The 23,483-nt window shown below is 74.1% G+C and carries 24 protein-coding genes; 14 read left to right on the top strand and 10 right to left on the bottom strand.

What is annotated here, in order from left to right; all coding sequences use genetic code 11:
• Positions 1-29: 29 nt before the first annotated feature.
• A complete protein-coding gene (locus tag AC3RKA_RS10425) occupies positions 30-1,547 on the top strand; it encodes a SulP family inorganic anion transporter (RefSeq protein ID WP_002856771.1) in 1,518 nt (505 codons plus the stop codon).
• 10 nt (positions 1,548-1,557) lie between these two features.
• Here the strand turns inward: AC3RKA_RS10425 and AC3RKA_RS10420 are convergent, their stop codons facing one another.
• Positions 1,558-1,971, bottom strand: a complete 414-nt coding sequence (locus AC3RKA_RS10420; protein ID WP_002856773.1) for a VOC family protein — start codon at positions 1,969-1,971, stop codon at positions 1,558-1,560.
• A 143-nt stretch (positions 1,972-2,114) separates the two neighbouring features.
• Here AC3RKA_RS10420 and AC3RKA_RS10415 point away from each other — a divergent pair, with 143 nt between their 5' ends.
• The 4 genes from AC3RKA_RS10415 to AC3RKA_RS10400 all read left to right on the top strand — a co-directional run bounded on the left by AC3RKA_RS10415 (position 2,115) and on the right by AC3RKA_RS10400 (position 5,716).
• Complete coding sequence (locus tag AC3RKA_RS10415) at positions 2,115-3,068, top strand: CPBP family intramembrane glutamic endopeptidase (RefSeq protein ID WP_036334841.1); 954 nt, start codon at positions 2,115-2,117, stop codon at positions 3,066-3,068.
• 1 nt (position 3,069) lies between these two features.
• A complete protein-coding gene (locus AC3RKA_RS10410; RefSeq protein WP_002856777.1) occupies positions 3,070-4,482 on the top strand; it encodes an MATE family efflux transporter in 1,413 nt (470 codons plus the stop codon).
• Positions 4,483-4,542: 60 nt separating this feature from the next.
• Positions 4,543-5,124, top strand: coding sequence for a hypothetical protein (locus tag AC3RKA_RS10405; protein WP_036334843.1), 582 nt, complete (start codon positions 4,543-4,545; stop codon positions 5,122-5,124).
• Positions 5,125-5,314: 190 nt separating this feature from the next.
• Complete coding sequence (locus AC3RKA_RS10400) at positions 5,315-5,716, top strand: hypothetical protein (protein WP_002856779.1); 402 nt, start codon at positions 5,315-5,317, stop codon at positions 5,714-5,716.
• A 10-nt stretch (positions 5,717-5,726) separates the two neighbouring features.
• Here AC3RKA_RS10400 and AC3RKA_RS10395 read toward each other — a convergent pair whose 3' ends face one another.
• Positions 5,727-6,710 carry an L-lactate dehydrogenase gene (locus AC3RKA_RS10395; protein WP_002856780.1) on the bottom strand — a complete coding sequence of 328 codons (984 nt, stop codon included), beginning with the start codon at positions 6,708-6,710 and terminating at the stop codon, positions 5,727-5,729.
• Between the two features lie 95 nt (positions 6,711-6,805).
• Positions 6,806-7,570, bottom strand: a complete 765-nt coding sequence (locus AC3RKA_RS10390) for a CGNR zinc finger domain-containing protein (RefSeq protein WP_002856781.1) — start codon at positions 7,568-7,570, stop codon at positions 6,806-6,808.
• Between the two features lie 167 nt (positions 7,571-7,737).
• Here AC3RKA_RS10390 and AC3RKA_RS10385 point away from each other — a divergent pair, with 167 nt between their 5' ends.
• On the top strand, positions 7,738-9,393 hold the full coding sequence (locus AC3RKA_RS10385) for a thiamine pyrophosphate-dependent enzyme (protein ID WP_002856782.1): 1,656 nt from the start codon (positions 7,738-7,740) through the stop codon (positions 9,391-9,393).
• A gap of 37 nt (positions 9,394-9,430) precedes the next feature.
• Here the strand turns inward: AC3RKA_RS10385 and AC3RKA_RS10380 are convergent, their stop codons facing one another.
• Positions 9,431-9,994 carry a GNAT family N-acetyltransferase gene (locus tag AC3RKA_RS10380; protein WP_002856783.1) on the bottom strand — a complete coding sequence of 188 codons (564 nt, stop codon included), beginning with the start codon at positions 9,992-9,994 and terminating at the stop codon, positions 9,431-9,433.
• A gap of 295 nt (positions 9,995-10,289) precedes the next feature.
• Here AC3RKA_RS10380 and AC3RKA_RS10375 point away from each other — a divergent pair, with 295 nt between their 5' ends.
• From AC3RKA_RS10375 to adhP, 4 genes are all read left to right on the top strand, one after another.
• Positions 10,290-10,727 (top strand): DUF779 domain-containing protein, encoded by a 438-nt coding sequence (locus AC3RKA_RS10375; RefSeq protein ID WP_095695078.1) that lies wholly within the window; start codon positions 10,290-10,292, stop codon positions 10,725-10,727.
• On the top strand, positions 10,724-12,193 hold the full coding sequence (locus AC3RKA_RS10370) for a helix-turn-helix domain-containing protein (protein WP_489727228.1): 1,470 nt from the start codon (positions 10,724-10,726) through the stop codon (positions 12,191-12,193). The genes AC3RKA_RS10375 and AC3RKA_RS10370 overlap by 4 nt, the downstream gene beginning before the upstream one ends.
• A gap of 122 nt (positions 12,194-12,315) precedes the next feature.
• On the top strand, positions 12,316-13,839 hold the full coding sequence (gene exaC, locus AC3RKA_RS10365; protein WP_002856790.1) for an acetaldehyde dehydrogenase ExaC: 1,524 nt from the start codon (positions 12,316-12,318) through the stop codon (positions 13,837-13,839).
• 52 nt (positions 13,840-13,891) lie between these two features.
• Positions 13,892-14,923, top strand: coding sequence for an alcohol dehydrogenase AdhP (gene adhP / locus AC3RKA_RS10360; RefSeq protein WP_002856791.1), 1,032 nt, complete (start codon positions 13,892-13,894; stop codon positions 14,921-14,923).
• Between the two features lie 154 nt (positions 14,924-15,077).
• Here the strand turns inward: adhP and AC3RKA_RS10355 are convergent, their stop codons facing one another.
• Entirely contained in the window at positions 15,078-15,983 is a 906-nt protein-coding gene (locus tag AC3RKA_RS10355) for an alpha/beta hydrolase family protein (RefSeq protein ID WP_002856792.1), read from the bottom strand.
• 48 nt (positions 15,984-16,031) lie between these two features.
• Between AC3RKA_RS10355 and AC3RKA_RS10350 the strand changes: the two genes are divergently transcribed.
• Together AC3RKA_RS10350 and AC3RKA_RS10345 are read left to right on the top strand one after the other, a co-directional pair.
• On the top strand, positions 16,032-16,472 hold the full coding sequence (locus AC3RKA_RS10350; RefSeq protein WP_002856793.1) for a hotdog fold thioesterase: 441 nt from the start codon (positions 16,032-16,034) through the stop codon (positions 16,470-16,472).
• Entirely contained in the window at positions 16,469-16,786 is a 318-nt protein-coding gene (locus AC3RKA_RS10345; RefSeq protein WP_002856799.1) for an antibiotic biosynthesis monooxygenase, read from the top strand. The genes AC3RKA_RS10350 and AC3RKA_RS10345 overlap by 4 nt, the downstream gene beginning before the upstream one ends.
• Before the next feature lie 145 nt (positions 16,787-16,931).
• Here AC3RKA_RS10345 and AC3RKA_RS10340 read toward each other — a convergent pair whose 3' ends face one another.
• A complete protein-coding gene (locus AC3RKA_RS10340; protein ID WP_002856801.1) occupies positions 16,932-17,489 on the bottom strand; it encodes an SRPBCC family protein in 558 nt (185 codons plus the stop codon).
• Positions 17,490-17,600: 111 nt separating this feature from the next.
• Here AC3RKA_RS10340 and AC3RKA_RS10335 point away from each other — a divergent pair, with 111 nt between their 5' ends.
• Positions 17,601-18,014, top strand: coding sequence for a DUF4259 domain-containing protein (locus AC3RKA_RS10335; protein ID WP_002856803.1), 414 nt, complete (start codon positions 17,601-17,603; stop codon positions 18,012-18,014).
• Positions 18,015-18,063: 49 nt separating this feature from the next.
• Here the strand turns inward: AC3RKA_RS10335 and AC3RKA_RS10330 are convergent, their stop codons facing one another.
• The 4 genes from AC3RKA_RS10330 to AC3RKA_RS10315 are packed head-to-tail and all read right to left on the bottom strand — an operon-like array spanning position 18,064 to position 21,991.
• Complete coding sequence (locus AC3RKA_RS10330; RefSeq protein WP_002856852.1) at positions 18,064-20,535, bottom strand: heavy metal translocating P-type ATPase; 2,472 nt, start codon at positions 20,533-20,535, stop codon at positions 18,064-18,066.
• Positions 20,536-20,540: 5 nt separating this feature from the next.
• On the bottom strand, positions 20,541-20,759 hold the full coding sequence (locus AC3RKA_RS10325; RefSeq protein WP_002856857.1) for a heavy-metal-associated domain-containing protein: 219 nt from the start codon (positions 20,757-20,759) through the stop codon (positions 20,541-20,543).
• 41 nt (positions 20,760-20,800) lie between these two features.
• A complete protein-coding gene (locus AC3RKA_RS10320; RefSeq protein WP_002856860.1) occupies positions 20,801-21,181 on the bottom strand; it encodes a metal-sensitive transcriptional regulator in 381 nt (126 codons plus the stop codon).
• 39 nt (positions 21,182-21,220) lie between these two features.
• On the bottom strand, positions 21,221-21,991 hold the full coding sequence (locus tag AC3RKA_RS10315; RefSeq protein ID WP_002856862.1) for an arsenate-mycothiol transferase ArsC: 771 nt from the start codon (positions 21,989-21,991) through the stop codon (positions 21,221-21,223).
• A 197-nt stretch (positions 21,992-22,188) separates the two neighbouring features.
• Between AC3RKA_RS10315 and AC3RKA_RS10310 the strand changes: the two genes are divergently transcribed.
• Positions 22,189-23,433, top strand: a complete 1,245-nt coding sequence (locus AC3RKA_RS10310) for an isochorismate synthase (RefSeq protein ID WP_002856865.1) — start codon at positions 22,189-22,191, stop codon at positions 23,431-23,433.
• Positions 23,434-23,483: the final 50 nt, after the last annotated feature.

The raw sequence follows: 23,483 nt of genomic DNA, 5'->3' as shown, positions 1-23,483 counted from the left end.
CCCACCCCACGCGCCGCTACCCTCGACGCATGCCCTCCTCCGCCTCCGTGGCCGCGCCCGACCGCGCGCCCACGCCCCTGGAACGCCAGTCCGTGATGCGCACGCTCCGCACCCCGCGCTGGCTGCGCACCGAGGTCCTCGCGGGCCTCGTGGTGGCGCTGGCGCTCATCCCGGAGGCCATCGCGTTCTCGATCATCGCGGGCGTGGACCCGCGCGTCGGCCTGTTCGCCTCCTTCACCATGGCGGTGACCACGGCGATCGTGGGCGGCCGGCCCGCCATGATCTCCGCGGCCACGGGGGCGGTGGCGCTCGTCGTCGCACCGCTGTCCCACGCGCACGGGGTGGGGCACCTCCTGGCCGCGATCATCCTCGGCGGCGTCATCCAGATCCTGCTCGGCGTGTTCGGGGTGGCCCGGCTCATGCGGTTCGTCCCGCGCTCGGTGATGGTGGGGTTCGTCAACGCGCTGGCCATCCTCGTGTTCACCTCGCAGCTGCCCGAGCTGATCGGCGTCCCGTGGCTCGTGTACCCGCTCACGGCGTTGGCCCTGGTGATCGTGGTGCTGTTGCCGCGGCTCACCACCGCGGTGCCTGCGACGCTCGTGGCCGTCGTCGTGGTCACCGCCCTGGTGATGGCCGCCGGCCTGGCCGTGCCGCGCGTGGGGGACCGTGGCGCGCTGCCGGATGCGCTGCCCGTGCTCGGCCTGCCGGACGTCCCGCTGACGTGGGAGACCCTCCGGTTGATCCTGCCGTTCAGCATCGGCATGGCATTCGTGGGGCTGCTCGAGTCCCTGCTCACCGCGAAGCTCGTGGACGACATCACCGACACCCGCTCGGACAAGACGCGCGAGTCCTGGGGGCAGGGTGTCGCGAACGTGGTCTCGGGGCTGTTCGGCGGCATGGGCGGCTGCGCCGTGGTGGGGCAGACCATGATGAACGTCAAGGCGAACGGCGCCCGCACCCGGATCTCCACCTTCCTCGCGGGCGTGTTCCTGTTGGTCCTCGTGGTGGCCCTCGGGGGGTTCGTGGCGCAGATCCCCATGGCCGCGCTCGTGGGCGTGATGATGTTCGTGGCCGCCGCCACCTTCGACTGGCATTCGGTGCGCCCCGCCACCCTGCGCGCGATGCCGCGCTCGGAGACCGCCGTCATGGCCGTGACCGTCGCGGCCACGGTGCTCACCCACAACCTCGCGATCGGCGTGGGTGTGGGCGTGCTCGCCGCGCTGGTGCTCTTCGCCCAGCGCGTCTCGCGTCTGGTCACGGTGGTCCGCGAGGTCCACGACGACGGCGACGCCGTCACGTATCGCGTGCACGGCGCCCTGTTCTTCGCGTCCTCGAACGACCTCTACTCGCAGTTCGAGTACGCCCTCGATCCGCCGTGCGTCGTGATCGACATGGGTGCCGCGCACGTGTGGGACGCCTCCACTGTGGCCGCGCTCGACTCGGTGCTGACCAAGTACGCCCAGCACGGGATCCACGCCGAGGTGACGGGGCTGAACGAGGCCTCCGCAGCGATGCACGCGCGCCTCACCGGGCGGCTCGGCACCTGAGCCGGCGGGCTCAGGCGGTGACGAACTCCCACTGGTGGCCGTCCGGGTCGACGATCTCGCGGGAGTGCATGCCGGAGTCGGCCATCTCCTCGCGCAGGTCCACGGGCAGGGGCACCTCGGCGGCGCCGAGCTCGACCGCCCGGTCCGCCAGGGCGTCCACCGCCGCCGCGTCGCCGACGCTCAGCGCCATGAGGGCGGAGTTGGTGGTGAGGCAGTCGGCGATCTCACGGTTGCCGATGAAGTCGGTGTAGTAGCCGGGGCTGAGGTACATCGCGTACGTCGACTCGGTGAGCTCGATGCACACCGAGTGCTCGTCCGAGTAGTCGTCCATCGCGGTGGCGCCCAGGGTCGTCCAGAACTCACGGATCCGCTCGGTGTCCGTCGTCGGGAGGTTGATGAACACCGGCTGGGAGAACAAGGCCATGGGGAGCACCGTAGACGAGGGGTTCGGCCCGCCGCCACCGCGCGCGTGTCGCGGGCGCGCGGGCGTGGCGTGGGCCACGGGGCCGCTTCCGACGGCGGCGCCCGCGGCCTGGCGCGTCCGCCCCCGTTGGTAGCGTGGCCGCCATGAGCGTTCCTCCCTCCGGCCCGCCGGCCGGTCCGCCCGCCGGCTGGCCGCCGTCAGGCCGGCCGTCCGACCGCCGCGCCGCCGTCGCCCCGAGCCTGGATGGACACCCCGGCGCCCCCGGTGGCGTCCCCGCCGGCTGGCCCGGCCGCCGGCCCGCGGCCCGCACCGCGTCGGACTGGACCCCGGGCCGGTTCCACTGGGGCGACGCCGTCGTGGTGCTCGTGTACGTGGCGCTCATGGTGCTCGGGCTGGGGCTGTGGCTGGCGGTGTCGCTCGGCCTGGTCCCCGGTGACCTCGAGGCGTTCGACCTGGTCCGCGACGGGTTCACGGTGAACATCGTCAGCTACGCGATCCTCGTGGTGCTCGTGCTGGCCGTGGCCTGGCGACCCCTCGTGACGTCGCTGCGGGTGTTCCGCACGGGCACGTGGTGGAAGCTGTTGCTGCTGCCCGCCACGTGGCTGGCATGCATCGTCGTGAACGTGATCGTGCTGAGCCTCATCGGGGAGGCGCAGACCAGCGCCAACCAGGCCGCGCTCGAGGAGATGACCACGCAGGCCCCGCCCGTGCTCATGATCCTCATGACCGTGGTGGCCGCCCCGCTTGTGGAGGAGTACCTGTTCCGCCACCTGCTGATCGGCAAGCTCTCCCGCTGGATCAACGTGTGGGTGTGCGCCGTGGTCTCCGTGCTCGCGTTCACGCTCCTGCACTTCCTCGGCACCGGCGGCGACTTCCGGCTCGTGGAGACCATTCCGTACCTGACCCTCGCGGTGGCGATCACGGTGTCCTACATCCTGATGGGCCGCTCGTTCGGGTACGCGGTGCTGCTGCACATGGTGAACAACGGCATCGCCATCGCGATGCTCTACCTCGTGGCCCCCCTGCTGCCGGACACGCTGCCCGAGCCCACGGCCCCGACCACGGCGCTGGCCCCGCTGCTGGCCCTGCTGGGCTGAGATGGCGGGACCCTCCGGCTCGACGGCGGCGCCCGCCCCGCAGGACGCGCGCTCTCTCACGCGGCGCATCCTCGCGCTCGCGGTCCCCGCGTTCGGCGCGCTCATCGCGGAGCCGCTGTTCCTGCTGGCCGACACCGCGATCATCGGGCACCTGGGCACGGCCCAGCTGGCCGGCGTCGGGATCGGCACCACCATCCTGCACACGCTCACCGGCCTCATGATCTTCCTGGCCTACGCCACCACCCCGGCGGTGGCCCGGCTGATCGGGGCGGGGAACCCGGCCGCCGCGATGGACCGCGGCCGCGACGGCATCTGGCTGGGCCTGCTGCTCGGCGCGGTGCTGGCCGTCCTCGGCTGGCTCGCGGCCCCCGCGCTGACGGCGGCCCTCGGCGCGACGGGCGAGGTGCAGGCCCACGCCGTCGCCTACCTGCGCTGGTCCATGCCGGGGCTGCCGGCCCTGCTGGCCGTGCTCGCGGCCACCGGGGTGCTCCGCGGCCTCCAGGACACCGTGACGCCGCTCGTGGTGGCGGGTGTGGGCTTCGGCGCGAACATCGGGCTGAACGTGGCCCTGGTGTACGGGCTGGGCTGGGGCGTGGCCGGCTCGGCCGTCGGCACGTCCGTGGTGCAGTGGGCGATGCTCGTGACGTACCTGTTCGTGCTGGCCCCGCGCTTCCGCCGCTCGGGCACGGCGTGGGCGCCCCGCGCGTCGGGCATGCGGGCCACGGCCCAGGTGGGCTCGTGGCTGCTGCTGCGCACCGCGAGCCTGCGCGCGGCCATCCTCATCACCGTCATGGCCGCCGCCGGCGCGGGCGACCTCACCCTCGCCGCGCACCAGCTCGTCTTCACGCTGTTCTCCACGCTGGCGTTCGCCCTCGACGCCCTCGCGATCGCCGCGCAGGCCCTGATCGGCGCCGAGCTCGGGGCCGCCCGGCCCGACGCCGCCCGTCGCCTCACCCGGACGATGGTGCGCTGGGGGCTGGGCTTCGGCGTCGTGACCGGGGCCGTGCTGGCCCTGGCGGCACCGGTGCTGCCGGGGCTGTTCACCACGGACCCGACCGTGCAGGCCGCCGCCACCGTGGGCCTGTGGGTGCTGGCCGTCGGGCAGCCGGTGGCCGGGTACGTGTTCGTGCTGGACGGCGTGCTGATCGGCGCCGGCGACGCCCGCTATCTCGCCCTCGCCGGCCTCGTGAACCTCGTGGTCTACGCGCCGGCGCTCTGGGTGCTCGCGCAGCTCGCCACGGGCGGGCTCGGCTGGACCGCGGCCTGGCCCGGACCGAATGCCGCCGTGCCCGACGCCGGTGTGCAGCTGGGCCTGCTCTGGCTCGGGTTCGCAGGGGTCTACATGGGGATGCGGGCCCTCACCCTCGGCTGGCGGGCCCGGCGCGACGACTGGATGCGGCTCGGCGTCGTGTGAGCGCGTCCGGGCGGTGACGCGCGGGCCGGGCCGCGGCCGCACGGCTCCTAGACTGGGGCGGTGGCTACCGTGCAGACCCCCCTCGAGATCTCGTCCGTGGTGTTCAAGCCGATCCTGATCCGCGCCGTGGTGGCGCTGGCGTTCGGCCTGACCACCGTGTTCGTCGCCGAGCCGGGCCTGACGTGGATGAAGGTCATGTTCGCGCTGTATCTGGCATTCTCCGGCTCGGCGATGTGGGAGTACCTGCGCCGCGACCCGGTGCCCGTGGCCATGCGCTCCCCGCTGTCCCTGGCGGCGGCCGCGTGGATGCTCGGCGTGATCGTGCTGCTGTTCCTGGGGTCCCCGGCCGCGGTGGGCGTGGCGGCCGGCGCCGCCCTCGTGCTCGGCGGCGTCGCCGAGCTCGTGGCGTGGGCCCGCCACCGCCGCGCGTTCATCCCCGCGCGGGACCAGCTGTGGACCGGTCTCGTGGGCCTGCTCTCCGGGGGTGGCGTGGTCGTGGCGGCCCTGCAGGGCTTCGGCCCGCATGCCCTGCTCGGCATCGCCGGCGGCGGGGCGATCCTGATCGGGGTGCTCCTGATGGTCTCCGGGCTCGGCTTCCACCACGAGGTGCGCCGCGACCGCGGCACGGCCAGGGGCCTCTGAACCGGGCCGACGTCGTCGTCCTGACCCGCGGGGCGGACGTTCGCCGGGGGAGGACCTCGGGGCCCCGAGGGGCCACCCGCCGGCCGGACGCGTAGACTGGCTCCGGTCCGCCGCGCCCCGAGGGCCTCAGCCCTGGGCGCCTGCGCGGGCCGTGCCGCCCCAGCCGCCCCCAGCCGTCAGGAGTCCCGCCGTGAGCGCACCGTCCCCCCGCCCGTCCGCCGATCGCGCCGGATCCGGCCGCCCGGCACGCGGCGGTCTGCGCACCACGGTCAAGGGCCCGCTCGTCTTCTCCGCCGTGCTCGGCCTGATCGGTGGGGTGATCGCCGGCATCACGGCCTCCGGCGGCACGCAGAATCCGCTGCGCATCGACATCGCGCTGATCGCCTTCGGCGTCTTCTTCATGACCTCGCTCGTGGTGGTGGCCATGCTGCAGCTCGCCGCGCGCGAGAACCCGGACCACCTCTCCCAGGGCTCCGGCGTGAACCGGTCCTCCGAGGAGATGTTCCGCAAGGCCGCCGCCGACCGCCGCGCCCAGGCCGCCCGGGAGCGCCGCGAGCAGGGCGGCACCGGAGGCGACGCCCCGCGCGCCTGAGGCCGGCGCCTCAGAACCCGAGGCTGCGTGCCTCCCGCCGCAGCGCGTCCGCCGAGGCGTGCAGCGCCCGCATCTCCGCGTCGTCCAGCTCGGGCTGGATCACGCGGGTGACGCCGTCGCGCCCCACCACGGACGGCATGGACAGGGCGACGTCGGAGAGCCCGTGGACGCCGTCGAGCACGGTGGAGACCGGCAGGATGGCGTGCTGGTCGCGCAGGATCGCCTCGAGCAGGCGGGTCGTGGCCACGCCGACCGCGTACGTGGTGGCGCCCTTGCCCTGGATCACCTCGTACGCGGCGTGCACCACGGTGTCCGCCACCGCGTCCAGGTCGGCGCGGGTGAACAGCGGGTCGGCCGGCGTCGGCCACTCGAGGAGGGGCGTCGGGCCGATGCGCGCCGAGCTCCACGCAGGGAACTCCGTGTCCCCGTGCTCGCCGAGGATGGCCGCGTGCACCGACGACGCGTGGACGTGCGCGCGCGACGCCAGCAGCCACCGCAGGCGGGACGTGTCCAGGAGGGTGCCCGAGCCGATCACCCGGGCGGCGGGCAGACCGGTGAGGCGCTGGGCCACCAGCGTGAGGACGTCCACGGGATTGGTGACGAGCACGATCAGCGCCTCCGGCGCGTGCGCCTGCACCTGGGGCAGCAGGCCGCGCAGGATCTCCACGTTGTGCGCGCCGAGGTCGAGGCGGGTCTGCCCCGGCTTCTGCTTGGCGCCGGCCGTGATCACCACGACCTCGCAGCCGGCCAGGACGTCCGGGTCCGCGCCGCCGGTCATCGCCGACGCGGAGGTGAACGGGGTGCCGTGGGCCAGGTCGAGGACCTCGGCGCGGACCTTGGGCTCGTCGATGTCGTAGAGGGCGACCTCGCGGGCGACGCCGCGGATCAGCGCCGCGTAGCAGATCGCCGTGCCGACGCCGCCGGCCCCCACGACGCCGACCTTGCGGTGGGCGGGTTCGAGGGACGCGGGGGCGGCGGGGGTGTGCTCGCTCATGCCTCGCAGGCTAGGGGCGTCCGGTCGGCCGACGGAACCAGGGGCCGCCCCGTCCCCCGATGTTCAGCGCCGGGTCACCGGCGGGCAGGGCCGGGTCAGTCCTTCTTCTTGTCCGACTTCTTCTTGCCGGCCTTCTTCTCCGCCTTCTTGCGGGCCTTCTTCTCCGCCTTCCTGCGCTCCTTCTTCTCCTTCTCGGTCTCCTGGCGGGGCTCGTCGGCGGGCGCCTCGGAGCCCACGACGGCCTCCGGCGCCTCCGCCTCCTCCGGCCCGGCCGGATCCGTCGTGGGCGCGGCCTCCGCCGCCTCGGCCAAGCGTGCCCGGTAGGAGCGCACGTGGGTGCGGTTGGCGCAGTTGGCCTCGTCGCAGAACCGCTTGGACCGGTTCCGGCTGGCGTCCACGAGCGCGTTCTCGCAGTCCTCGCCCTCGCACACGCGCAGGCGGGCCAGCTCGCCGTCCATCGCGGTCTCCGCCAGCGCGAGGGTGGCCATCGCGGCCAGCCGCTCCACCGCGTCGGCGGGGACCTGTGCCGGGGCCAGCCCGACGACGTCGCCCCCGGCCGTCAGCCGCAGCGGGCCGGCCGTGGCGAGGAGGGCGTTCACGCGCTCCACGGCGGCCGCCTCGTCCCCGGCGGCGAGGGCCCAGACCTCGGCCAGACGGCCGCGGAGCTCGCGGCCACGCACGGCCGCGGCGGCGGCCAGGCGGAGGCGGACCTCGTCCTCCTGGAGCTCAGGGACGAGGGAGGGCAGCTGCGTGGCGGCGGTGAATCGCTCGTCGGCCGGCTGACCGCCCCGCAGGCCGGGGGCGGTGTTCAGGAACGCGGCGAGGGAGGCGAGGCGGGAGAGCGTCGGCGCGGAGAGCATGGGGAAAGCGTACGGCGGGCCTGCCCTCGCGTCACCGGCTTCATGCCGCGTATCGGGCCGCCTCCGGCGCCGACCCGTCCAGTACCCTGACCCCCACGGACCCCGTCTGCGCGGCGGGGTGCACCCACGGGGCCGGAGGGGCCCCCGAACCAGCACAGGAGACCTCCATGTCCCAGACCTCCCAGGCGACCGGTCGCCTCTCCGCCGGGCACGTCATCGTCAAGACCCTCGAGTCCCACGGCGTGAAGCGCGTCTACTCCGTGCCGGGCGAGTCCTACCTGGACGTCCTGGACGGCCTGCACGACTCGGGCATCGAGAACGTGGTGTGCCGCCACGAGGGCGGCGCCACGTACATGGCCGAGGCCGACGGCAAGATGAACGAGGTCCCCGGCGTCGCCATGGTGACGCGCGGCCCGGGCGCCGCGAACGCCCACGTCGGCCTGCACACCGCGTGGCAGGACTCGACGGCGCTCGTGCTGTTCGTCGGCCTGATCCCGTTCGAACACCGCGACCGCGAGGCCTTCCAGGAGTTCGACCCGCACGCCTGGTTCGGCACCGGTGCGAAGCGCGTGATGGTCCTGGACCACCCGGAGCGCGCCTCCGAGATCGTGGCCGAGGCCATGTTCGCCGCGAGCTCGGGCCGGCCCGGGCCCGTCGTCGTCGGCCTGCCGGAGGACGTGATCCGCCAGGAGATCGACGCGCACCTGCACCCGCAGATCCCCGTGGCCCCGGGCGGCATGACCGTGGAGGACTGGAAGTCCCTGCACGCCGCGCTCAAGGAGTCCCGCAAGCCGCTGTTCATCACCGGTGGCAACGACTGGACGGACGAGGGTGCGCAGGCCCTGACGACGTGGCTGGAGGAGCACAAGATCCCCGCCGCCGCCGAGTGGCGCACCGAGGGCACCGTGCCGTTCTCCTCGCCGTCCTACGTGGGCCCGATCGGCTACGGCCGCCCGAAGCCGACCTACGACATGCTCGAGGAGACCGACCTCATCGTGTTCGTCGGCACCGTGCCGGGCGACGTCGTGACCAACGGCTTCACCATCCGCCAGAACTGGGACAAGAAAAACTTCCTGGTCACCATCGACCCGTCCCTGCGCGGCCGTTCCGGCCCCGTCTCCCACCAGATCGTGGCCAAGCCGGACGTGTTCATCCGCGACCTCGTCCGCATGGAGCTCGAGGTCAAGCCGGAGTGGGAGGAGTGGACCTCCCGCATGCGCGGCGAGCAGGAGAAGTTCGCGGCCCTGCCCCCGGCCGAGCCGTCCGAGGGCCAGGCGAAGATGGCCACGCTCATGGCCAACCTGGTGCCGAAGCTGCCGAAGGACTCGATGATCTCCCTCGGCGCGGGCGAGCACACCAACTGGGCGCACCGGTACTTCCCGACCGAGGGCTACCGCGCCATGATCTCGGCCCGCAACGGCTCCATGGGCTACTCGGTGCCGGGCTCCGTGGCCGCGTCCCTGAACTTCCCGGACCGCACCGTGGTGACCATCGCCGGCGACGGCGAGTTCCTCATGAACGGCCAGGAGCTGGCGACCGCCGCGCAGTACGGCGCCACGCCCCTCGTGATCGTCATGGACAACCAGGAGTACGGCACCATCCGCACCCATCAGGAGCGCCAGTACCCCGAGCGCGTCTCCGGCACCCAGCTGAAGAACCCCGACTTCGCCGCCATGGCCGAGGCGTTCGGCGGCTTCGGCGTGCGCGTGGAGCGGGACGCGGACGTGCCGGCGGCCGTGGACGCGGCGCTCAAGGCCGTCCAGGAGGAGGGCCGGTTCGCGCTCATCCACCTGATCGTGGAGCAGCGCGTCAAGGCCTACTGAGGCCGGCGGTGCGGCCCGGTCCGCGCCGTCCCTTCGGTCAGGCCGCCGTCGTGGGGACGTCGAAGCGCAGCTTAGGTTCGGGGAAGGGTGCACCGTCGAGGTCCGCCTCGACCCGGTCCCGCAGCACGCCGCCGCACGCGCGGATCGTGGCCACGGAGGCCGTGTTCGTCTCGTCGCACGTGAGCAGGGCGGTGGACACCCCGCGCGCGGCCAGCAGCGTCAGGGCGCCGCGCAGCAGGCGCACGGCGTGCCCCCGCCGTCGGAACGCGGGGCGCACCGCGTAGCCCACGTGCCCGTTGACGTGCCGCAGCGCCTCGTTCAGCTCCCACCGCACGGACACCCGGCCCACCAGCTCGCCGTTCTCGTCCACGCCCACGTAGAAGGACGCGGGCACCCGGCCGGGTTCGACGTCGCCGCGCGCCTCGGCGGCGAACGCGCGGCGGATCGCGGGGAAGGAGCGGGTGGCCCCGCCGAGGAGGAAGTCGAATCCCTCGCGGTGCAGCTCGGCGTCCGCCTCGCGCGCCGCGATCTCGTCCGCGGCGCGCAGCGGGCGCAGCAGGAGGCCGTCCACGGTGACGGTGGGGCTGGGGTCCGGGAGCATGTGCCGAGTGTACGAGGGTGGACGCCGGGCGCGGCCGCGTGAGCCGCCCGCCGCCCCAGCCCTCCTCCCCTCCCCACCCCCGCGCCGCGAGCCAGACATTTCGGTCGTGATCAGCCCCTGATTGCAGCCGAAACGTCGGGCTCGCGGCCACGTACGCGGCCCTGCGCGCGACCCCGCCCACGGCACAGCTCTCGGTGCACCCTCCGGTCCACCCCCGACGCCAGCTGGGGTGACGTGCGTCACGTTGGAGGCTAGGGTGGGGGGACCGACGATCGCCCATCCCCAGGAGGTCGCGATGACCGTGCCGTCCTCGTCGGCGGGGCACGCGCCCGCGCTCGAGGCTCGCCCCGAGCTGCCGGGCGAGACCGTGTCCCGCGTCGCCATGACTCCTGCGGCGCTCGAGCTGATCCGCCGACTCCTCCCGATCCATGGCCCGCTCATGTTCCACCAGTCCGGCGGCTGCTGCGACGGCTCCGCGCCCATGTGCTATCCCGCCGGCGACTTCACGACCGGCGCCGCCGACGTCCTGCTGGGCACCTTCGCGCTGCCGGCCGAGGGGGACCAGGCCGCCGTGGAGATCCCGTTCTGGATGTCCGCCGCCCAGTTCGAGTACTGGAAGCACACCCACCTCACCCTGGACGTGGTGGACGGGCGCGGCTCCGGCTTCTCCGTCGAGGCGCCCGAGGGCAAGCGGTTCCTGATCCGTTCGCGGTTGATGGCCGGCTCGGGATGAGCTCGACCCTCGCCACCGGCGCCTACCGACGCGCCGTGGACCGGGCCCACGAGTCCCTCGCCTCGGTCCGCCTGTCGCTCGTGCCGTCGTCGCCCACCTCTCCGGTCGGCGCGGACCAAGGCCTGCGCGCCGCCCTTCAGGGGCTGCGGCGGGAGGTCCGCGAGTCCTGGCTGCGCTCCCTCGGCGCCCTCACCCCCGCGGGGTCGGCCCTCGACGCCGGGGCGTCCGCGACCGCGCCCGCGGTGCCCGGCCAGACCGACCCGGCCACCCTCGCCGACGACGACCTCGCCGCCGCCCGCCGCGAGCAGCGTCTCGCCGTGGCCCTGCCGGTGGTCCGCCGCATGCTCATCCACCCCGCGGCCGAGGCCGGGATGCTCGCCGCGATCGGCAACGCGCGCGGCCACCTGCTGTGGGTCGAGGGCGACCGGACCGCGGTGCGCCACGCCGAGACCATGGGCTTCGTCGCCGGCGCCGACTGGTCCGGGGCGTCCATGGGCACCTCCGCCCCCGGCATCGTCCTCGCGACCGGCGCCCCCACGCAGGTCAGCCGCGGCGAGCACCTGAGCCCGCGCGTGCACCCGTGGAGCTGTTCGGCCGTCCCGCTCACGGACCCGGCCACCGGGCGGCTCGTCGGGGTCCTGGACCTCACGGGCGGCGAGGACGCCGTCAGCCACCTCGCCCTGCCGCTGCTCCAGGCCACCGTGGACGCCGTGCACGCCGCCTGGCGGGACCTGCCCGCCCCGTCCCGGGGCCGTCCCCGCGGCACCGTCCCGACGCCGGGCCCCTCGGCCCCGCCGTCCGCCTCGCCGGAGCCGAGCCCCGCCGCCGCGCCGCACCGCCACGACGCCGCCGCGGGCCTGCTGCGCGTCACCGGCCACCTGCCGCCCACGCTGGACGGGGTCGAGCTCACCGGCCGGCACGCCGAGATCCTCACCCTCCTCGCGTGGCACGACCCGGGCCTGACCGGCGCCGAGCTCGAGGTCGCGCTGTATCCGGAGGAGACGGCCGGGCACCGGCCCGCGCCGGGCGACGCCCCCGCCCGCGCCATCTCGCTGCGCGCCGAGGTGCATCGACTCCGCCGGGCGCTGCAGGACGTGGGGGCGCCGGTGGCGCTGCTGTCCCGGCCGTACCGGCTCGTGGGGGAGGTGCACGCGGACCTGCTGTGCGCGCGGGAGGCGCTGCGCGCCGGGGATCTGGACCGTGCGCTGCACGCGGCGGCCGGGCCGGTGCTGCCGCGGTCGGTGTCCCCCGGTGTCGCCTCGATCCGGGCGGAGCTGGGGGAGGCGCTGCGCGAGGCCGTCGCCCAGGACGCGGATGTCGAACAGCTCTGGGCCTACCTGGGCCGCCCTGAGGCCCGCGACGACGTCGAGCTCTGGGGCGCCGCCCTGCGTCTGCTGCCGACGGACTCGCCGCGGCGTGCGCTCGCCGTGGCCACGCTCGAGCGGATCGAGCGGGACCTGGCCTGACCCGGCCCGCCCCTCACCCGCGCCCGGCTGCAACCTTCGTGCAACCTCCTTGTGACTAAGGTCACAGCCACGGCAGGGCGCCACCCGGCGCCGAGGCAACCGCAGGCAAAGGAGCCAGCACCATGACCGTCTACGCATTCCCGGGCACCGAGGGAGCCAAGGTCGAGTTCAAGTCCCGCTACGAGCACTTCATCGGCGGAGAGTGGACACCCCCGGTCAAGGGCCAGTACTTCGAGAACGTCACGCCCGTGACGGGCAAGGTGTTCTGCGAGGTCGCCCGCGGCACGGCCGAGGACATCGACGCCGCCCTCGACGCCGCCTGGAAGGCCGCCCCGGCCTGGGGCGCCACCTCGGCGGCCGAGCGGGCGCTCGTGCTGCACCGCATCGCGGACCGCATGGAGGAGAACCTCGAGATGCTGGCGGTCGCGGAGACGTGGGACAACGGCAAGGCCGTCCGGGAGACCCTCAACGCAGACCTCCCGCTGGCCATCGACCACTTCCGGTACTTCGCGGGCGCGATCCGCGCGCAGGAGGGCGGCCTGTCCCAGGTGGACGAGGACACCGTCGCCTACCACTTCCACGAGCCGCTCGGCGTGGTCGGCCAGATCATCCCCTGGAACTTCCCGCTGCTGATGGGGGTGTGGAAGCTGGCGCCCGCGCTGGCTGCGGGCAACGCCGTCGTGATCAAGCCCGCCGAGCAGACCCCGGCCTCGATCATGGTGTTCATCGAGCTGATCGCGGACCTGCTGCCGGCCGGCGTCGTCAACGTGGTCAACGGCTTCGGCCTCGAGGCCGGCAAGCCGCTCGCGCAGTCGCCGCGCATCCGCAAGATCGCGTTCACGGGCGAGACGACGACGGGCCGGCTGATCATGCAGTACGCCTCGGAGAACATCATCCCGGTGACCCTGGAGCTGGGCGGCAAGTCGCCCAACGTCTTCTTCGAGGACGTCATGGCGAACGACGACGCCTACTGGGACAAGGCACAGGAGGGCTTCACCCTGTTCGCGCTGAACCAGGGTGAGGTCTGCACGTGCCCGTCGCGTGCGCTCGTGCAGGAGTCGATCGCGGAGAAGTTCCTCGACGCCGTCGTGGAGCGGACCTCGCGCATCGTGACCGGCAACCCGCTGGACACGGACGTGATGATGGGCGCCCAGGCCTCCAACGACCAGCTCGAGAAGATCACCTCCTACCTGGACATCGGCCGTCAGGAGGGCGCCGAGGTGCTGATCGGCGGCGCCCGCGCCGAGATGGAGGGCGAGCTGGCCGGCGGCTACTACGTGCAGCCCACGATCTTCCGCGGGGACAACTCGATGCGCATCTTCCAGGAGGAGATCTTCGGGCCGGTGGTCTCGACGACCACGTTCACCGACTTCGACGACGCCATGCGGATCGCCAACGACACGCTCTACGGGCTCGGCGCCGGCGTGTGGTCCCGGAACGGCAACATCGCCTACCGCGCGGGCCGGGCGATCCAGGCCGGCCGCGTGTGGGTGAACAACTACCACGCCTACCCGGCCCACGCCGCGTTCGGCGGGTACAAGTCCTCCGGCATCGGCCGTGAGAACCACCTGATGATGCTCGACCACTACCAGCAGACCAAGAACCTGCTCGTCTCCTACTCCGAGGACAAGCTCGGGTTCTTCTGAGCCGACGCCGGCACTGCACGCCCCCTCCCCACTCCACGAAAGGTGATCCCCCATGACCACGATGAAGGCAGCCGTCGTCACCCAGTTCGGCACAGAGGCCGACGTCCAGGAAGTCGAGCGTCCGACGCCCGGCCAGCACCAAGCGCTCGTGAAGCTCATCTCCTCGGGCGTCTGTCACACCGACCTGCACGCGATGGAGGGCGACTGGCCGGTGAAGCCGACCCCGCCGTTCATCCCGGGCCACGAGGGTGTGGGCATCGTCGAGGAGGTCGGACCCGACGTCGAGAACCTCAAGGTCGGGGACATGGTCGGCAACGCGTGGCTGTGGGGCGCGTGCGGCCACTGCCAGTACTGCCGTACCGGGTGGGAGACCCTGTGCGAGGAGCAGATCAACGGCGGCTACTCCATGAACGGATCCTTCGGTGAGTACATGCTCGTGGACGCCCGCTACGCCCCCGTGATCCCCGAGGGCGCGGACCCGATGGAGGTCGGCCCGGTCCTGTGCGCCGGCGTCACGGTGTACAAGGGGCTGAAGCAGACCGAGGTGCGTCCCGGGCAGTGGGTCGTGATCTCCGGCATCGGCGGCCTGGGGCACATCGCGGTGCAGTACGCCGTGGCGATGGGCATGCGCGTGGTGGCCGTGGACGTCGCGGACGACAAGCTGGCGCTCGCCTCCCGGCACGGCGCGGAGCTGACCGTGAACGCGAACGTCGCGGACCCCTCCGTGGAGATCCAGGAGAAGATCGGCGGGGCCCACGGCGTGCTCGTCACGGCCGTGCACCCGCAGGCGTTCGGCCAGGCCATCGCGATGACCCGCCGCGGCGGCACCATCGTGTTCAACGGCCTGCCCCCGGGCGACTTCCCCGCGCCGATCTTCGACATCGTCCTCAAGGGCCTGACCATCCGCGGCTCGATCGTGGGCACCCGGCAGGACATGGTCGAGGCACTCGAGTTCTACGCGGCCGGGAAGATCCACCCGACGTTCCACACCCGTCCGCTCACCGAGATCAACGACGTGTTCGACGAGATGCGCCACGGCAAGATCGAGGGCCGCGTCGTGATCGACTACGCGATGCAGGACTGACGTGTCGCCTGGGCGTCGTCTGGGCGCGGGGTAGTATCGACACATCACGCGCACCAGTGCGACGGCGGTCGTCCCACCCGGAGATCCGGGCCGGGGCGGCCGCCGTCGTCGTCGCGGGGACGGGGCGGGCCGCAGCGCGCCCGACGCCCGAGCCTCAGCGGGCCGCGTCCGGGGCGACCCCGTCGCGCAGCCACTCCAGCGTGGCCGGCCAGAAGGTCGGCGCGAACCGCGCGTGGAACAGGCCGAAGTGCCCGATCTCCGCGACACCGAGCTCCTCCGGCCGCACCCGCCAGCGCACCGTCCGCCGACCCGGCGAGTAGGCGTCCACGCGGTCGAGGGCGGCGTCGGTGCCGAAGTCGTCGTCGACAGGCGCCACGATCAGCGCGTCCGCCGTGAACGCGGCCAGACGACGGCGCAGCTCGTCCCGGCCGGCGGCGGTGCGGGCGCTCGCGGTGAAGTCGCGGCGACTGCGCGCCCAGTCCAGGGCGACCCCGCGCGGAAGGTCCTCGAGCCAGCCGAGCCGCCGCCCCGGGAAGTGACCGCGGGCCAGCGTGATCGCCGGCATCACCGCGTGCCAGCGCGCCCACATCCGCGCCCTCCCCGGCCGCGCCCGGTAGTCCCGCCAGTAGGCGTGCTGCCCGCCCACGGCCACGTGCCGGGCCACGTGACGCGCCTCGTCCGCGAGCCCGATGCCGAACCCGCCGTAGCTGTGGCCCACCGTCAGGAGGGGGCCGGGCAGGTGCGTCCGGGCCCAGCCGAGCACGGCGTCCGCGTCGAGAGCGCCCCAGTCCGCCCACCGCGCCCGCCGGGCCACGGCGAACGGCTCGCGGGACTCCCCGACACCCCGGTAGTCGAACGTGACCGCGTGGAACCCGTGGCCGGCGAGGAACTCGGCGTAGCGCCGGTAGTACGTGGTCTTCACCCCGGTCGCCGAGGCGATCACCACCGCGCCGGCGGGCCGGGCCGGGGGCGTCGTCGTCGTGGGGACGAAGTGGTGGGCCGCGAGCTCGAAGCCGTCGCGGGCGCGGAGGCGCACGGGGGTGGAGGTGGTCTGCGTCACGCCGCCACCCTAGGCGCGGGGCGGCGCGACCTGCGACACAATGGGCCCATGACTGAGACCCCCCAGAGCTCGTCCGGCCAGCGCCGGGACGAGGTCCTCGCCCGCCTCGAGGAGATCTACGCGAACGACCCCGCGGTGCGCGAGCACGGCGTCACCCTCGGCGAGGTGGCCGAGGGGCACGTGGTGCTGCACCGCGACGTCACCGCGGACATGGTGAACTCCCACGAGATCTGCCACGGCGGCTTCCTGTTCCACCTTGCGGACTCGGCGCTGGCGTACTGCGTGGCGACCTTCGGCGCCGCGCCCGTCACCCGGCGCGCCGAGATCACCTACGTGGCGCCCGCCAGGCTCGGCACGCACCTCGTGGCGACCGCCCGCCAGTCGGTGGAGTTCGGCCGCGACCGCATGATCGAGGTCGGCATCGAGGCGGACGGCCAGCTCGTCGCCTGGTTCACCGGCCACTCCACGAGCCCGCGGGTGCACGCGTGAGCGCCGGGCAGGACGCCACGACGGCCGGGCCGGTCGTCGAGTCGGTGGAGCTGCACGTGGCCGCGGGGGCGGAGGCGGCGTTCGAGGCCGCCGTCGCCGAGGCCGAGCCGCTGTTCCGGGACGGGGGCGCGACGTCCTTCGCGCTGTCCCGGCAGGTGGAGGACCCGGCGCGCTACCGGCTGCTGATCGGCTGGCGCACGCTCGAGGACCACACCGTGGCCTTCCGCGGGTCCGACTCGTTCCTCGCGTGGCGTGCGCTCGTCACCCCGCACCTGACGCAGCTGCCGGCCGCGACCCACTGGTCCGCCGTCTGACCCCGCACCCCCCGCTTTCGTTCGGGAAACGGCGGTCGTCAGCGCGTTTTCGTTCGGGAAACGGCGCGAGGGCTGACCGTTTCCCGAACGAAAGTGCGCCGACACGCCGCCGTTTCCCGAACGAAAGTGCGGAGACGCGGTCGGTTCAGAGGTGGCGGCCCGCCAACCGCGTGAGGCTCGACTGGATGCCCCGCCCGTTGTCCGCCGGCACCCGCAGCAGCTCGTACGCGCGGCGCACGGCCGGCCGGGCCCACGAGTAGTCGAAGGTCTCGGTGACCTCGGTGGTGCCGTCCCCGTTGTCCTGGAACGCCCAGCGCCACCGGTGTCCGCCCGGGTGGGCCCACTCCACGAGCTCGTCCTCGTCCACGGCGGTGGCGGTCAGCGGCATCGTGTACGGCACCCCGTACTTCCGCATGGCCACGCGGAACCGGTCGCCCACGGCCAGTCGGTGCGGCCCGCTCACCTTCGGCCGCACGGTCCCGGACCCGTCCGCCTCGTGATGGCGGTGCGGGTCCGCGAGCATCGCCCACAGCTCATGCGCCGGAGCGGCCACGGTGACCCGGTAGGACACCTGGTGCTCGCCGGTCTCCACGCGCTCGGGCCATGCCGCCTGCGGGGCGGCCTGCGGCAGCCTGGACGACGACGGCGCGGCGGCGGGTTCGGTCTCGGGGGTGGCGGACGAGGGGGTCGGCTCGGTGCTCATGCCGCCCAGTCTAGGAACCGCCGCGGACACCGGAAGCGGAGGCGACGGCACCCCTCGGCGGGACACCACAGCACTCTTGCCGGGGGCCCGCCCCGGGCCTAGGGTCAGGTCATGGGCGCATGGGGCAGAAACGTCTTCCAGAACGACACGGCGCTGGACATCGTGGACGAGGTCCTCGACGGCACCTTCGACCTCGACGAGTTCCGCAGGAACTTCCGTCGCGACGAGGACGAGGGCTACCTGACCGCGAGCCAGGGCGCCGCACTCCTCACCCTCGGGGCGCTCGTGCGGATCGCCCGGAACGAGGACCACGCGGACCTCGAGGCCCTGCTCGAGCACGCGGAGACGGACGAGGTCGACCTCACCGCCTTCATCGACCAGTTCTCGGACGAGGACATCGAGACCCTGCGCGAGCTGATCGGCGTGGTCATCCGCGAGCCCTCCTGCTCCGAGCTCTACCAGCTCTGGGAGGAGTCCGGCGAACTCGAGCAGTGGCTCGAGTACTCCCGCGAATGCCTGCCCTGACCGGCCGGCCGGGCCGGGGTGGACCCGGCCCGGCCGGCCCCGCCCCGGCTCAGCGCGCGTAGCGGGTGAGCCGCAGAGAGTTCAGCACCACGAGCACGCTCGAGGCCGCCATCGCGCCGCCGGCGATCATCGGGTTCAGCAGGCCCAGGGCCGCGACCGGGATGCCGAGCACGTTGTAGAGGAACGCCCAGAACAGGTTCATCCGGATGATCCCCAGGGTGCGGCGGCTCAGGTCGAGCGCCTGGACCACCTGGTGCAGGTCGTCGCCCATCACGGTGATCTGCGCGGCCTCACGGGCCACATCCGTCCCCGAGCCCATCGCGATGCCCATGTCCGCCGCGGCCAGGGCCGGGGCGTCGTTGACGCCGTCGCCCACCATGGCCACCACGGCCCCCTCGGACTGCAGGCGCGTCACCACGTCCACCTTGTCCTCGGGGCGCACGCCGGACACCACGTCCTCGGCCGGGATCCCGACGGCGTCCGCCACCTGGGTGGCGACGGCGGCGTTGTCACCGGTCACCAGCAGCGGGCGCAGGCCGAGCTCCTTGAGCCGGGCGATGGCATCCGCCGAGGTCTCCTTCACGGTGTCCCGCACGGACAGGACGCCCGCCACCCGGCCGCCGACCGCGACCCACACGGCCGTGGCGCCGGCCTGCTCCGCCGCCTCGAACGCGGCCCGGTGTTCGGCGGGGATGCCGCCGTCGAGGGCTGTCTCGAGGACGGAGCCGCGGCCGACGGCCACGCGGACCGGGGCCGGGCCCGCGGCGCCGTGCGCGCCGGAGCCGAGGGCGCCGTCGTCGTGGGGGAGGGCCACCAGCCCGGACACGCCGCCGCCGGCCGTGGAGGCGAAGTCCGCCACGTCGGGCACGCTCAGGCCGCGCTCCTCGGCGCCGGTCACGATCGCGCGGGCGATCGGGTGCTCGGACCCGCGCTCGACGGCGGCCGCCAGGGTCAGCAGGACGTCGGCGGCCCGGTCCGGCGCCGTTTCGGCCACGAAAGCGCTCCGGGGAGCGTCCGTCTCGGCCACGAAAGCGGGGTCGAGGACGAGGACGTCCGCGAGCGCCATGCGGCCCTCGGTCACGGTGCCGGTCTTGTCCAGCACGATCGTGTCCACGGTGCGCGAGTCCTCGAGCACCTCGGGGCCGCGGATGAGGATGCCCAGCTGCGAGGCGCGGCCGGTGCCGGCCAGCAGGCCGACCGGGGTCGCCAGGCCGAGGGCGCACGGGCACGCGATCACGAGCACGGCCAGGCCGGCGCGCAGCGCGGACGGCAGGTCGCCGGTCACGAGCATCCACACCGCGAAGGTCAGTACGGCGATCCCGAGCACGATCGGCACGAACACGGCGGAGATCCGGTCGGCCAGCCGGGCCACGCGCGCCTTGCCGGTCTGCGCCTCGGAGACGAGCCGCCCCATCTGGGCGAGCGTCGTGTCCGAGCCGACGCGGGTCGCGCGGGCCACGAGCCGGCCCGAGGTGTTCAGGGTGGCGCCGGTGAGGGCGTCCCCGGGGCCGACCTCCACGGGCACGGACTCGCCCGTGAGCAGGGAGGCGTCCACGGCGGAGGTGCCCTCGAGCACCTCGGCGTCCGTGGGCACCTTCTCACCGGGGCGGATCAGCACGACGTCGCCCGGCGCGAGGGACTCGGCGGGCACCGTGCGCTCGTCGTGGGTCTCGGGGTCGTAGAGGGTGGCCTGGGCCGCGCCCAGGTCCAGGAGCGCGCGCAGCGCGGCGCCGGCCTCCCGCTTGGCGCGGGCCTCGAGCCAGCGGCCCAGCAGCAGGAACGTGGTGATGACCGCGGCCGCCTCGAAGTACAGGCTGTGGTGGGCCATCTCCGCCATGGTCCCGCCCACGTGGGCGGTCATGTCCGGCGCCAGGATCAGCTCCACGGCCGAGAAGAAGAAGGAGACGAGCACGCCCAGGGACACGAGGGTGTCCATCGTGGACGAGCCGTGCCGGGCCGCGCGGAACGCCGCTGAGTGGAACGGCCACGCCGCCCACAGCGCCACGGGCGCCGCCAGGGCGAACGCGACCCAGCCCCAGTGCGGGAACTGCAGCGCCGGGACCATGGAGATCAGCACGAGCGGCACCGTCAGCACCGCCGCGCCGATCAGGCGCGGCTTGAGCACGTCCTCACTCGGACCGTGGGCCATGTGGTCGTGGTGGTCCACGCCGTCATGGTCCGCGGCATGCTCCTCGCCGTGGCCCTCGCCGTGCTCGGAGGTGTGCGCGTGCCCGGCATGTCCCGCGTGCCCGGCCGGCGGGGCGGGACGGCGCACGGTGGCGCCGTACCCGGCCTTCTCGACGGCGGCCACGAGCTCCTCGTCCGACACGCCGGCGGGCGCGGTGACGGTGGCCTGTTCGAGCGGCAGGTTCACGGACGCCGTGACGCCGTCGAGCTTGCCCAGCTTGCGCTCGACGCGACCCACGCACGAGGCGCAGGTCATGCCGGTGACGTCCAGGTCGACGCGGCGGGTGGTCTCGGACTGCGGGCCGGCCGGTGCGGAGGAGGCGGGGTGGGTCATGGGGCTCAGCCCTCCACCAGCGTGTAGCCGGCCTCCTCGACGGCGGCGCGCGCGGCGGCGGGGTCGAGGGGGCCCTCGGAGGTGACGGTGGCGGTGGACACGCCCCCGGCGTTCAGGTCCACGTCCACGGCGGAGACGCCGGCGATCTCACCGAGCTCCTCTCGGACGGAGGCGACGCAGTGGCCGCAGGTGATGCCGGTGATCTTCAGGTCGGTGGTGGTCATCTCATGCTCCTCGTGCGGTGGTGGGTGGGCGACGGCGCCGGTCAGCGCAGCAGGCGGCCGAGGGCGGCCGTCGCCTCGGCGACCTTCTCGTCGATGAGCTCGGTGCGGCCTTCTGCCTCGGCCTGCACCGCGGCCTCCGCCACGCAGTGACGCAGGTGCTCCGAGGTGAGGTTCAGGCTGAGGGACTGCAGCGCCTTCGTGACGGCGGCGACCTGCGTGAGGACGTCGATGCAGTACACGTCCTCGTCCACCATGCGGTGGAGGCCGCGCACCTGCCCCTCGATGCGGCGCAGTCGCGCCAGGTGCTTCGCCTTGTCCCGGTGGACCTCGTGCGGGGGCCGGTGGCCATCGCAGGCGTCCGCCGCGGCGGAGGGAAGGGGCGAGGCGGCGGCGGGCGCCGTCGTCGTGCTGTCCGTGCTCATACCCCCGTTCTATACCCCAGGGGGGTATAGGTCAAGGGGTCAGCCGGCGCGGGTGTCCGCGTCCGGCAGCGGGGCGTCGGCGGCGGCTTCGCCCAGATCGGCGATCAGGCCGCGGACCTGCAGGTCCAGGGCGTCGCGCACGCCGCGCACCTGCTCGAGGCTCATGCCGCGGATCGACGGCACGGACCACGTCTGCACCTGTGCGCCCTCGGGGATCTCGAACGGATCCGCGCCGTCGAAGAGCACCACGATCTCGGCGGCCCGGAGCACGTCCGGGTCCAGGCCCTTGGTGTACGTGTGGTGCAGCGGGATGCCGATCTCGTTCATCGCCTCGAACGCGGTGGAGATGACCTCGCCGGCGGGCTCCGTGCCGGCCGAGCGGGCCCTGACCTCGCCGTGGGTGCGGTTCTCGAGCAGGGCCGCGGCCATCTGCGAGCGGCCGGCGTTGCCGTGGCAGACGAACAGCACACGCGGGTGGCGGGACTCGATGCTGCCCTGGTTGATCGCCCTGGCGCGCAGGCGCGAGGCGGCATGCTGCACCGAGGTGGTCGGCAGCATCTCCGGGTGGCGGCTCGTCGCGGCGAGCTCGGCGTAGGAGTCGAACAGGAGCTGACGCACCGTCGCCTCGTCGGCCACGCCGGGGAAGCGCGCCATCAGGGGCCCGACCTCGCGCTCCAGCACGTGCGCGGCCATCCCGTGCGGCACGGGGCCCACCGCGGCGGGGGTGTCCGGCGCGGCCGTCGTGTCCAGTGGCATGTCGTCCACCGCTGTGGCGTGATCGGCGTGGGGGTCCGGGGGGATGGGGGCCATGATGCGAGTCCTCCGGGGAAGGCGGTCGGTTGAGCGCGAGGTGAACGGGTGCCCCCACCCTGCGCCGTGGGGTGTGCCGGCGCAAGCCTTGACGGGATCCCTCCGCGCCCGAGACGCCGCTCGCCGCGGTCGTCGGGGCGGCGGCCGAGGCCCGGGCCCGGAGCGGGGGTCCGCCGAGGTGGGAGAGAATGGGGGCCATGTCTGTCCGCTCCCTGCTCCCGGACCTCGGCACCCCCGCGACCGGGACCCCCGAGGCCGCCGTCCCCCCGTTCGCCCGGGCGGTGCTGTGGGCGCACGGGGACGACGCGTGGCGGGGCGAGGGCGGCTGGACCGTGCTCCTGGACGGCACCGACCGGCTCCGCCGGCTCTCCGCGCTGTGGCAGGCCGCCGTCGCCGGGCGACCGGACCCGACGGCCCCGCTGCGGGGCTGGATCTCCTCGACCTTCGCCGATGACTCGCCCGAGCCCGCGGTCCTGCGCATCCCCGCGGATCTGCGCCGCGCCACGCCGTCCGGCGTGCGGGACGTGGCCCAGCACGTGGACGTGGACGCGCTCGCAGCCGCCGTCGCCGCGGACCGCGGAGCCCGGCTGCTGGCCGACGGTGCGGTGCCCCTGCCCGCCGACGTCGCCGACCGTGCCTGGGACGACGCCGGCTACGCGGCCGGGGTGCGCGAGCTGCTGACGCGGATGGCCGACTCGGGCGGGGAGCTGGCGAAGGTCGTGATCAGCCGCACGATGACCGTCCCCGCGGACGACGCCGACCTGTGGCGGGCGATGGGGGCGCTGCGCCGCGAGTACCCGCAGACCTGGGTGTTCGCCGTCGGCGGGCTGCTGGGCGCCACGCCCGAGGTCCTCGCCACGCGGCACGCGGGGCTCGTGGGCTCGCGGGTGCTGGCGGGGTCCATGCCGCGCGGCGTGGACGCGGAGGAGGACGCCGCGCTGCGGGAGCGTCTGGCCTCTGATCCGCGGCTGGCGGAGGAGCATCGCTGGGCGGCGCGGTCGGTGCTGGACGCGCTGGCGCCCGTCGTCGACCTCGCCGACGACGACCCCGCACCCACCGTCCTGACCCTGCCGAACGTGCACCACCTGGCCACGTCCGTGCGCGGCCGGCTGCGGGACGGGCGGGGGACCGTGCTGGACGTGGTGGCCGCGCTGCATCCGACGGCTGCCGTCGGCGGGACCCCGACGCCGGACGCGGTGCGGGTGATCGCGGAGGTCGAGCCCGTGGACCGCGGCCGCTACGCCGGGCCGGTCGGGTGGCTCGACCAGGACGGCGACGGCGAGATCGCCCTGGCGCTGCGCTGCGGCCAGCAGGTGCCCGGCGGGGTGCGGCTGCAGGCCGGGGGCGGGATGGTCCCGGGAGCGGTGCCCGAGGAGGAGGTCACGGAGATCCGGGCCAAGTTCCTGCCGATGCGCCGGGCGCTGGGCGTCGCCGAGGACTGAGGCCTCCCGCGCCGTGCCCCCCGTCCGCGTCACCCACGCTTTCGTGTAGG

It is taken from the genome of Micrococcus sp. iso_229 (assembly GCF_058072725.1).
Note: the sequence above shows the minus strand (reverse complement) of the source record. Positions and strands in the feature narration are given on the sequence as shown.

Coding starts and splice junctions, on each gene's coding strand:
- AC3RKA_RS10385 (WP_002856782.1), top strand. CDS start 7,738: ATGTCCCAGACCTCCCAGGCGACCGGTCGCCTCTCCGCCGGGCACGTC.
- AC3RKA_RS10410 (WP_002856777.1), top strand. CDS start 3,070: ATGGCGGGACCCTCCGGCTCGACGGCGGCGCCCGCCCCGCAGGACGCG.
- AC3RKA_RS10315 (WP_002856862.1), bottom strand. CDS start 21,991: ATGGCCCCCATCCCCCCGGACCCCCACGCCGATCACGCCACAGCGGTG.
- AC3RKA_RS10425 (WP_002856771.1), top strand. CDS start 30: ATGCCCTCCTCCGCCTCCGTGGCCGCGCCCGACCGCGCGCCCACGCCC.
- AC3RKA_RS10350 (WP_002856793.1), top strand. CDS start 16,032: ATGACTGAGACCCCCCAGAGCTCGTCCGGCCAGCGCCGGGACGAGGTC.
- exaC (WP_002856790.1), top strand. CDS start 12,316: ATGACCGTCTACGCATTCCCGGGCACCGAGGGAGCCAAGGTCGAGTTC.
- AC3RKA_RS10330 (WP_002856852.1), bottom strand. CDS start 20,535: ATGACCCACCCCGCCTCCTCCGCACCGGCCGGCCCGCAGTCCGAGACC.
- AC3RKA_RS10380 (WP_002856783.1), bottom strand. CDS start 9,994: ATGCTCCCGGACCCCAGCCCCACCGTCACCGTGGACGGCCTCCTGCTG.
- AC3RKA_RS10375 (WP_095695078.1), top strand. CDS start 10,290: ATGACCGTGCCGTCCTCGTCGGCGGGGCACGCGCCCGCGCTCGAGGCT.
- adhP (WP_002856791.1), top strand. CDS start 13,892: ATGACCACGATGAAGGCAGCCGTCGTCACCCAGTTCGGCACAGAGGCC.
- AC3RKA_RS10335 (WP_002856803.1), top strand. CDS start 17,601: ATGGGCGCATGGGGCAGAAACGTCTTCCAGAACGACACGGCGCTGGAC.
- AC3RKA_RS10310 (WP_002856865.1), top strand. CDS start 22,189: ATGTCTGTCCGCTCCCTGCTCCCGGACCTCGGCACCCCCGCGACCGGG.
- AC3RKA_RS10415 (WP_036334841.1), top strand. CDS start 2,115: ATGAGCGTTCCTCCCTCCGGCCCGCCGGCCGGTCCGCCCGCCGGCTGG.
- AC3RKA_RS10395 (WP_002856780.1), bottom strand. CDS start 6,710: ATGAGCGAGCACACCCCCGCCGCCCCCGCGTCCCTCGAACCCGCCCAC.
- AC3RKA_RS10340 (WP_002856801.1), bottom strand. CDS start 17,489: ATGAGCACCGAGCCGACCCCCTCGTCCGCCACCCCCGAGACCGAACCC.
- AC3RKA_RS10325 (WP_002856857.1), bottom strand. CDS start 20,759: ATGACCACCACCGACCTGAAGATCACCGGCATCACCTGCGGCCACTGC.
- AC3RKA_RS10320 (WP_002856860.1), bottom strand. CDS start 21,181: ATGAGCACGGACAGCACGACGACGGCGCCCGCCGCCGCCTCGCCCCTT.
- AC3RKA_RS10370 (WP_489727228.1), top strand. CDS start 10,724: ATGAGCTCGACCCTCGCCACCGGCGCCTACCGACGCGCCGTGGACCGG.
- AC3RKA_RS10390 (WP_002856781.1), bottom strand. CDS start 7,570: ATGCTCTCCGCGCCGACGCTCTCCCGCCTCGCCTCCCTCGCCGCGTTC.
- AC3RKA_RS10420 (WP_002856773.1), bottom strand. CDS start 1,971: ATGGCCTTGTTCTCCCAGCCGGTGTTCATCAACCTCCCGACGACGGAC.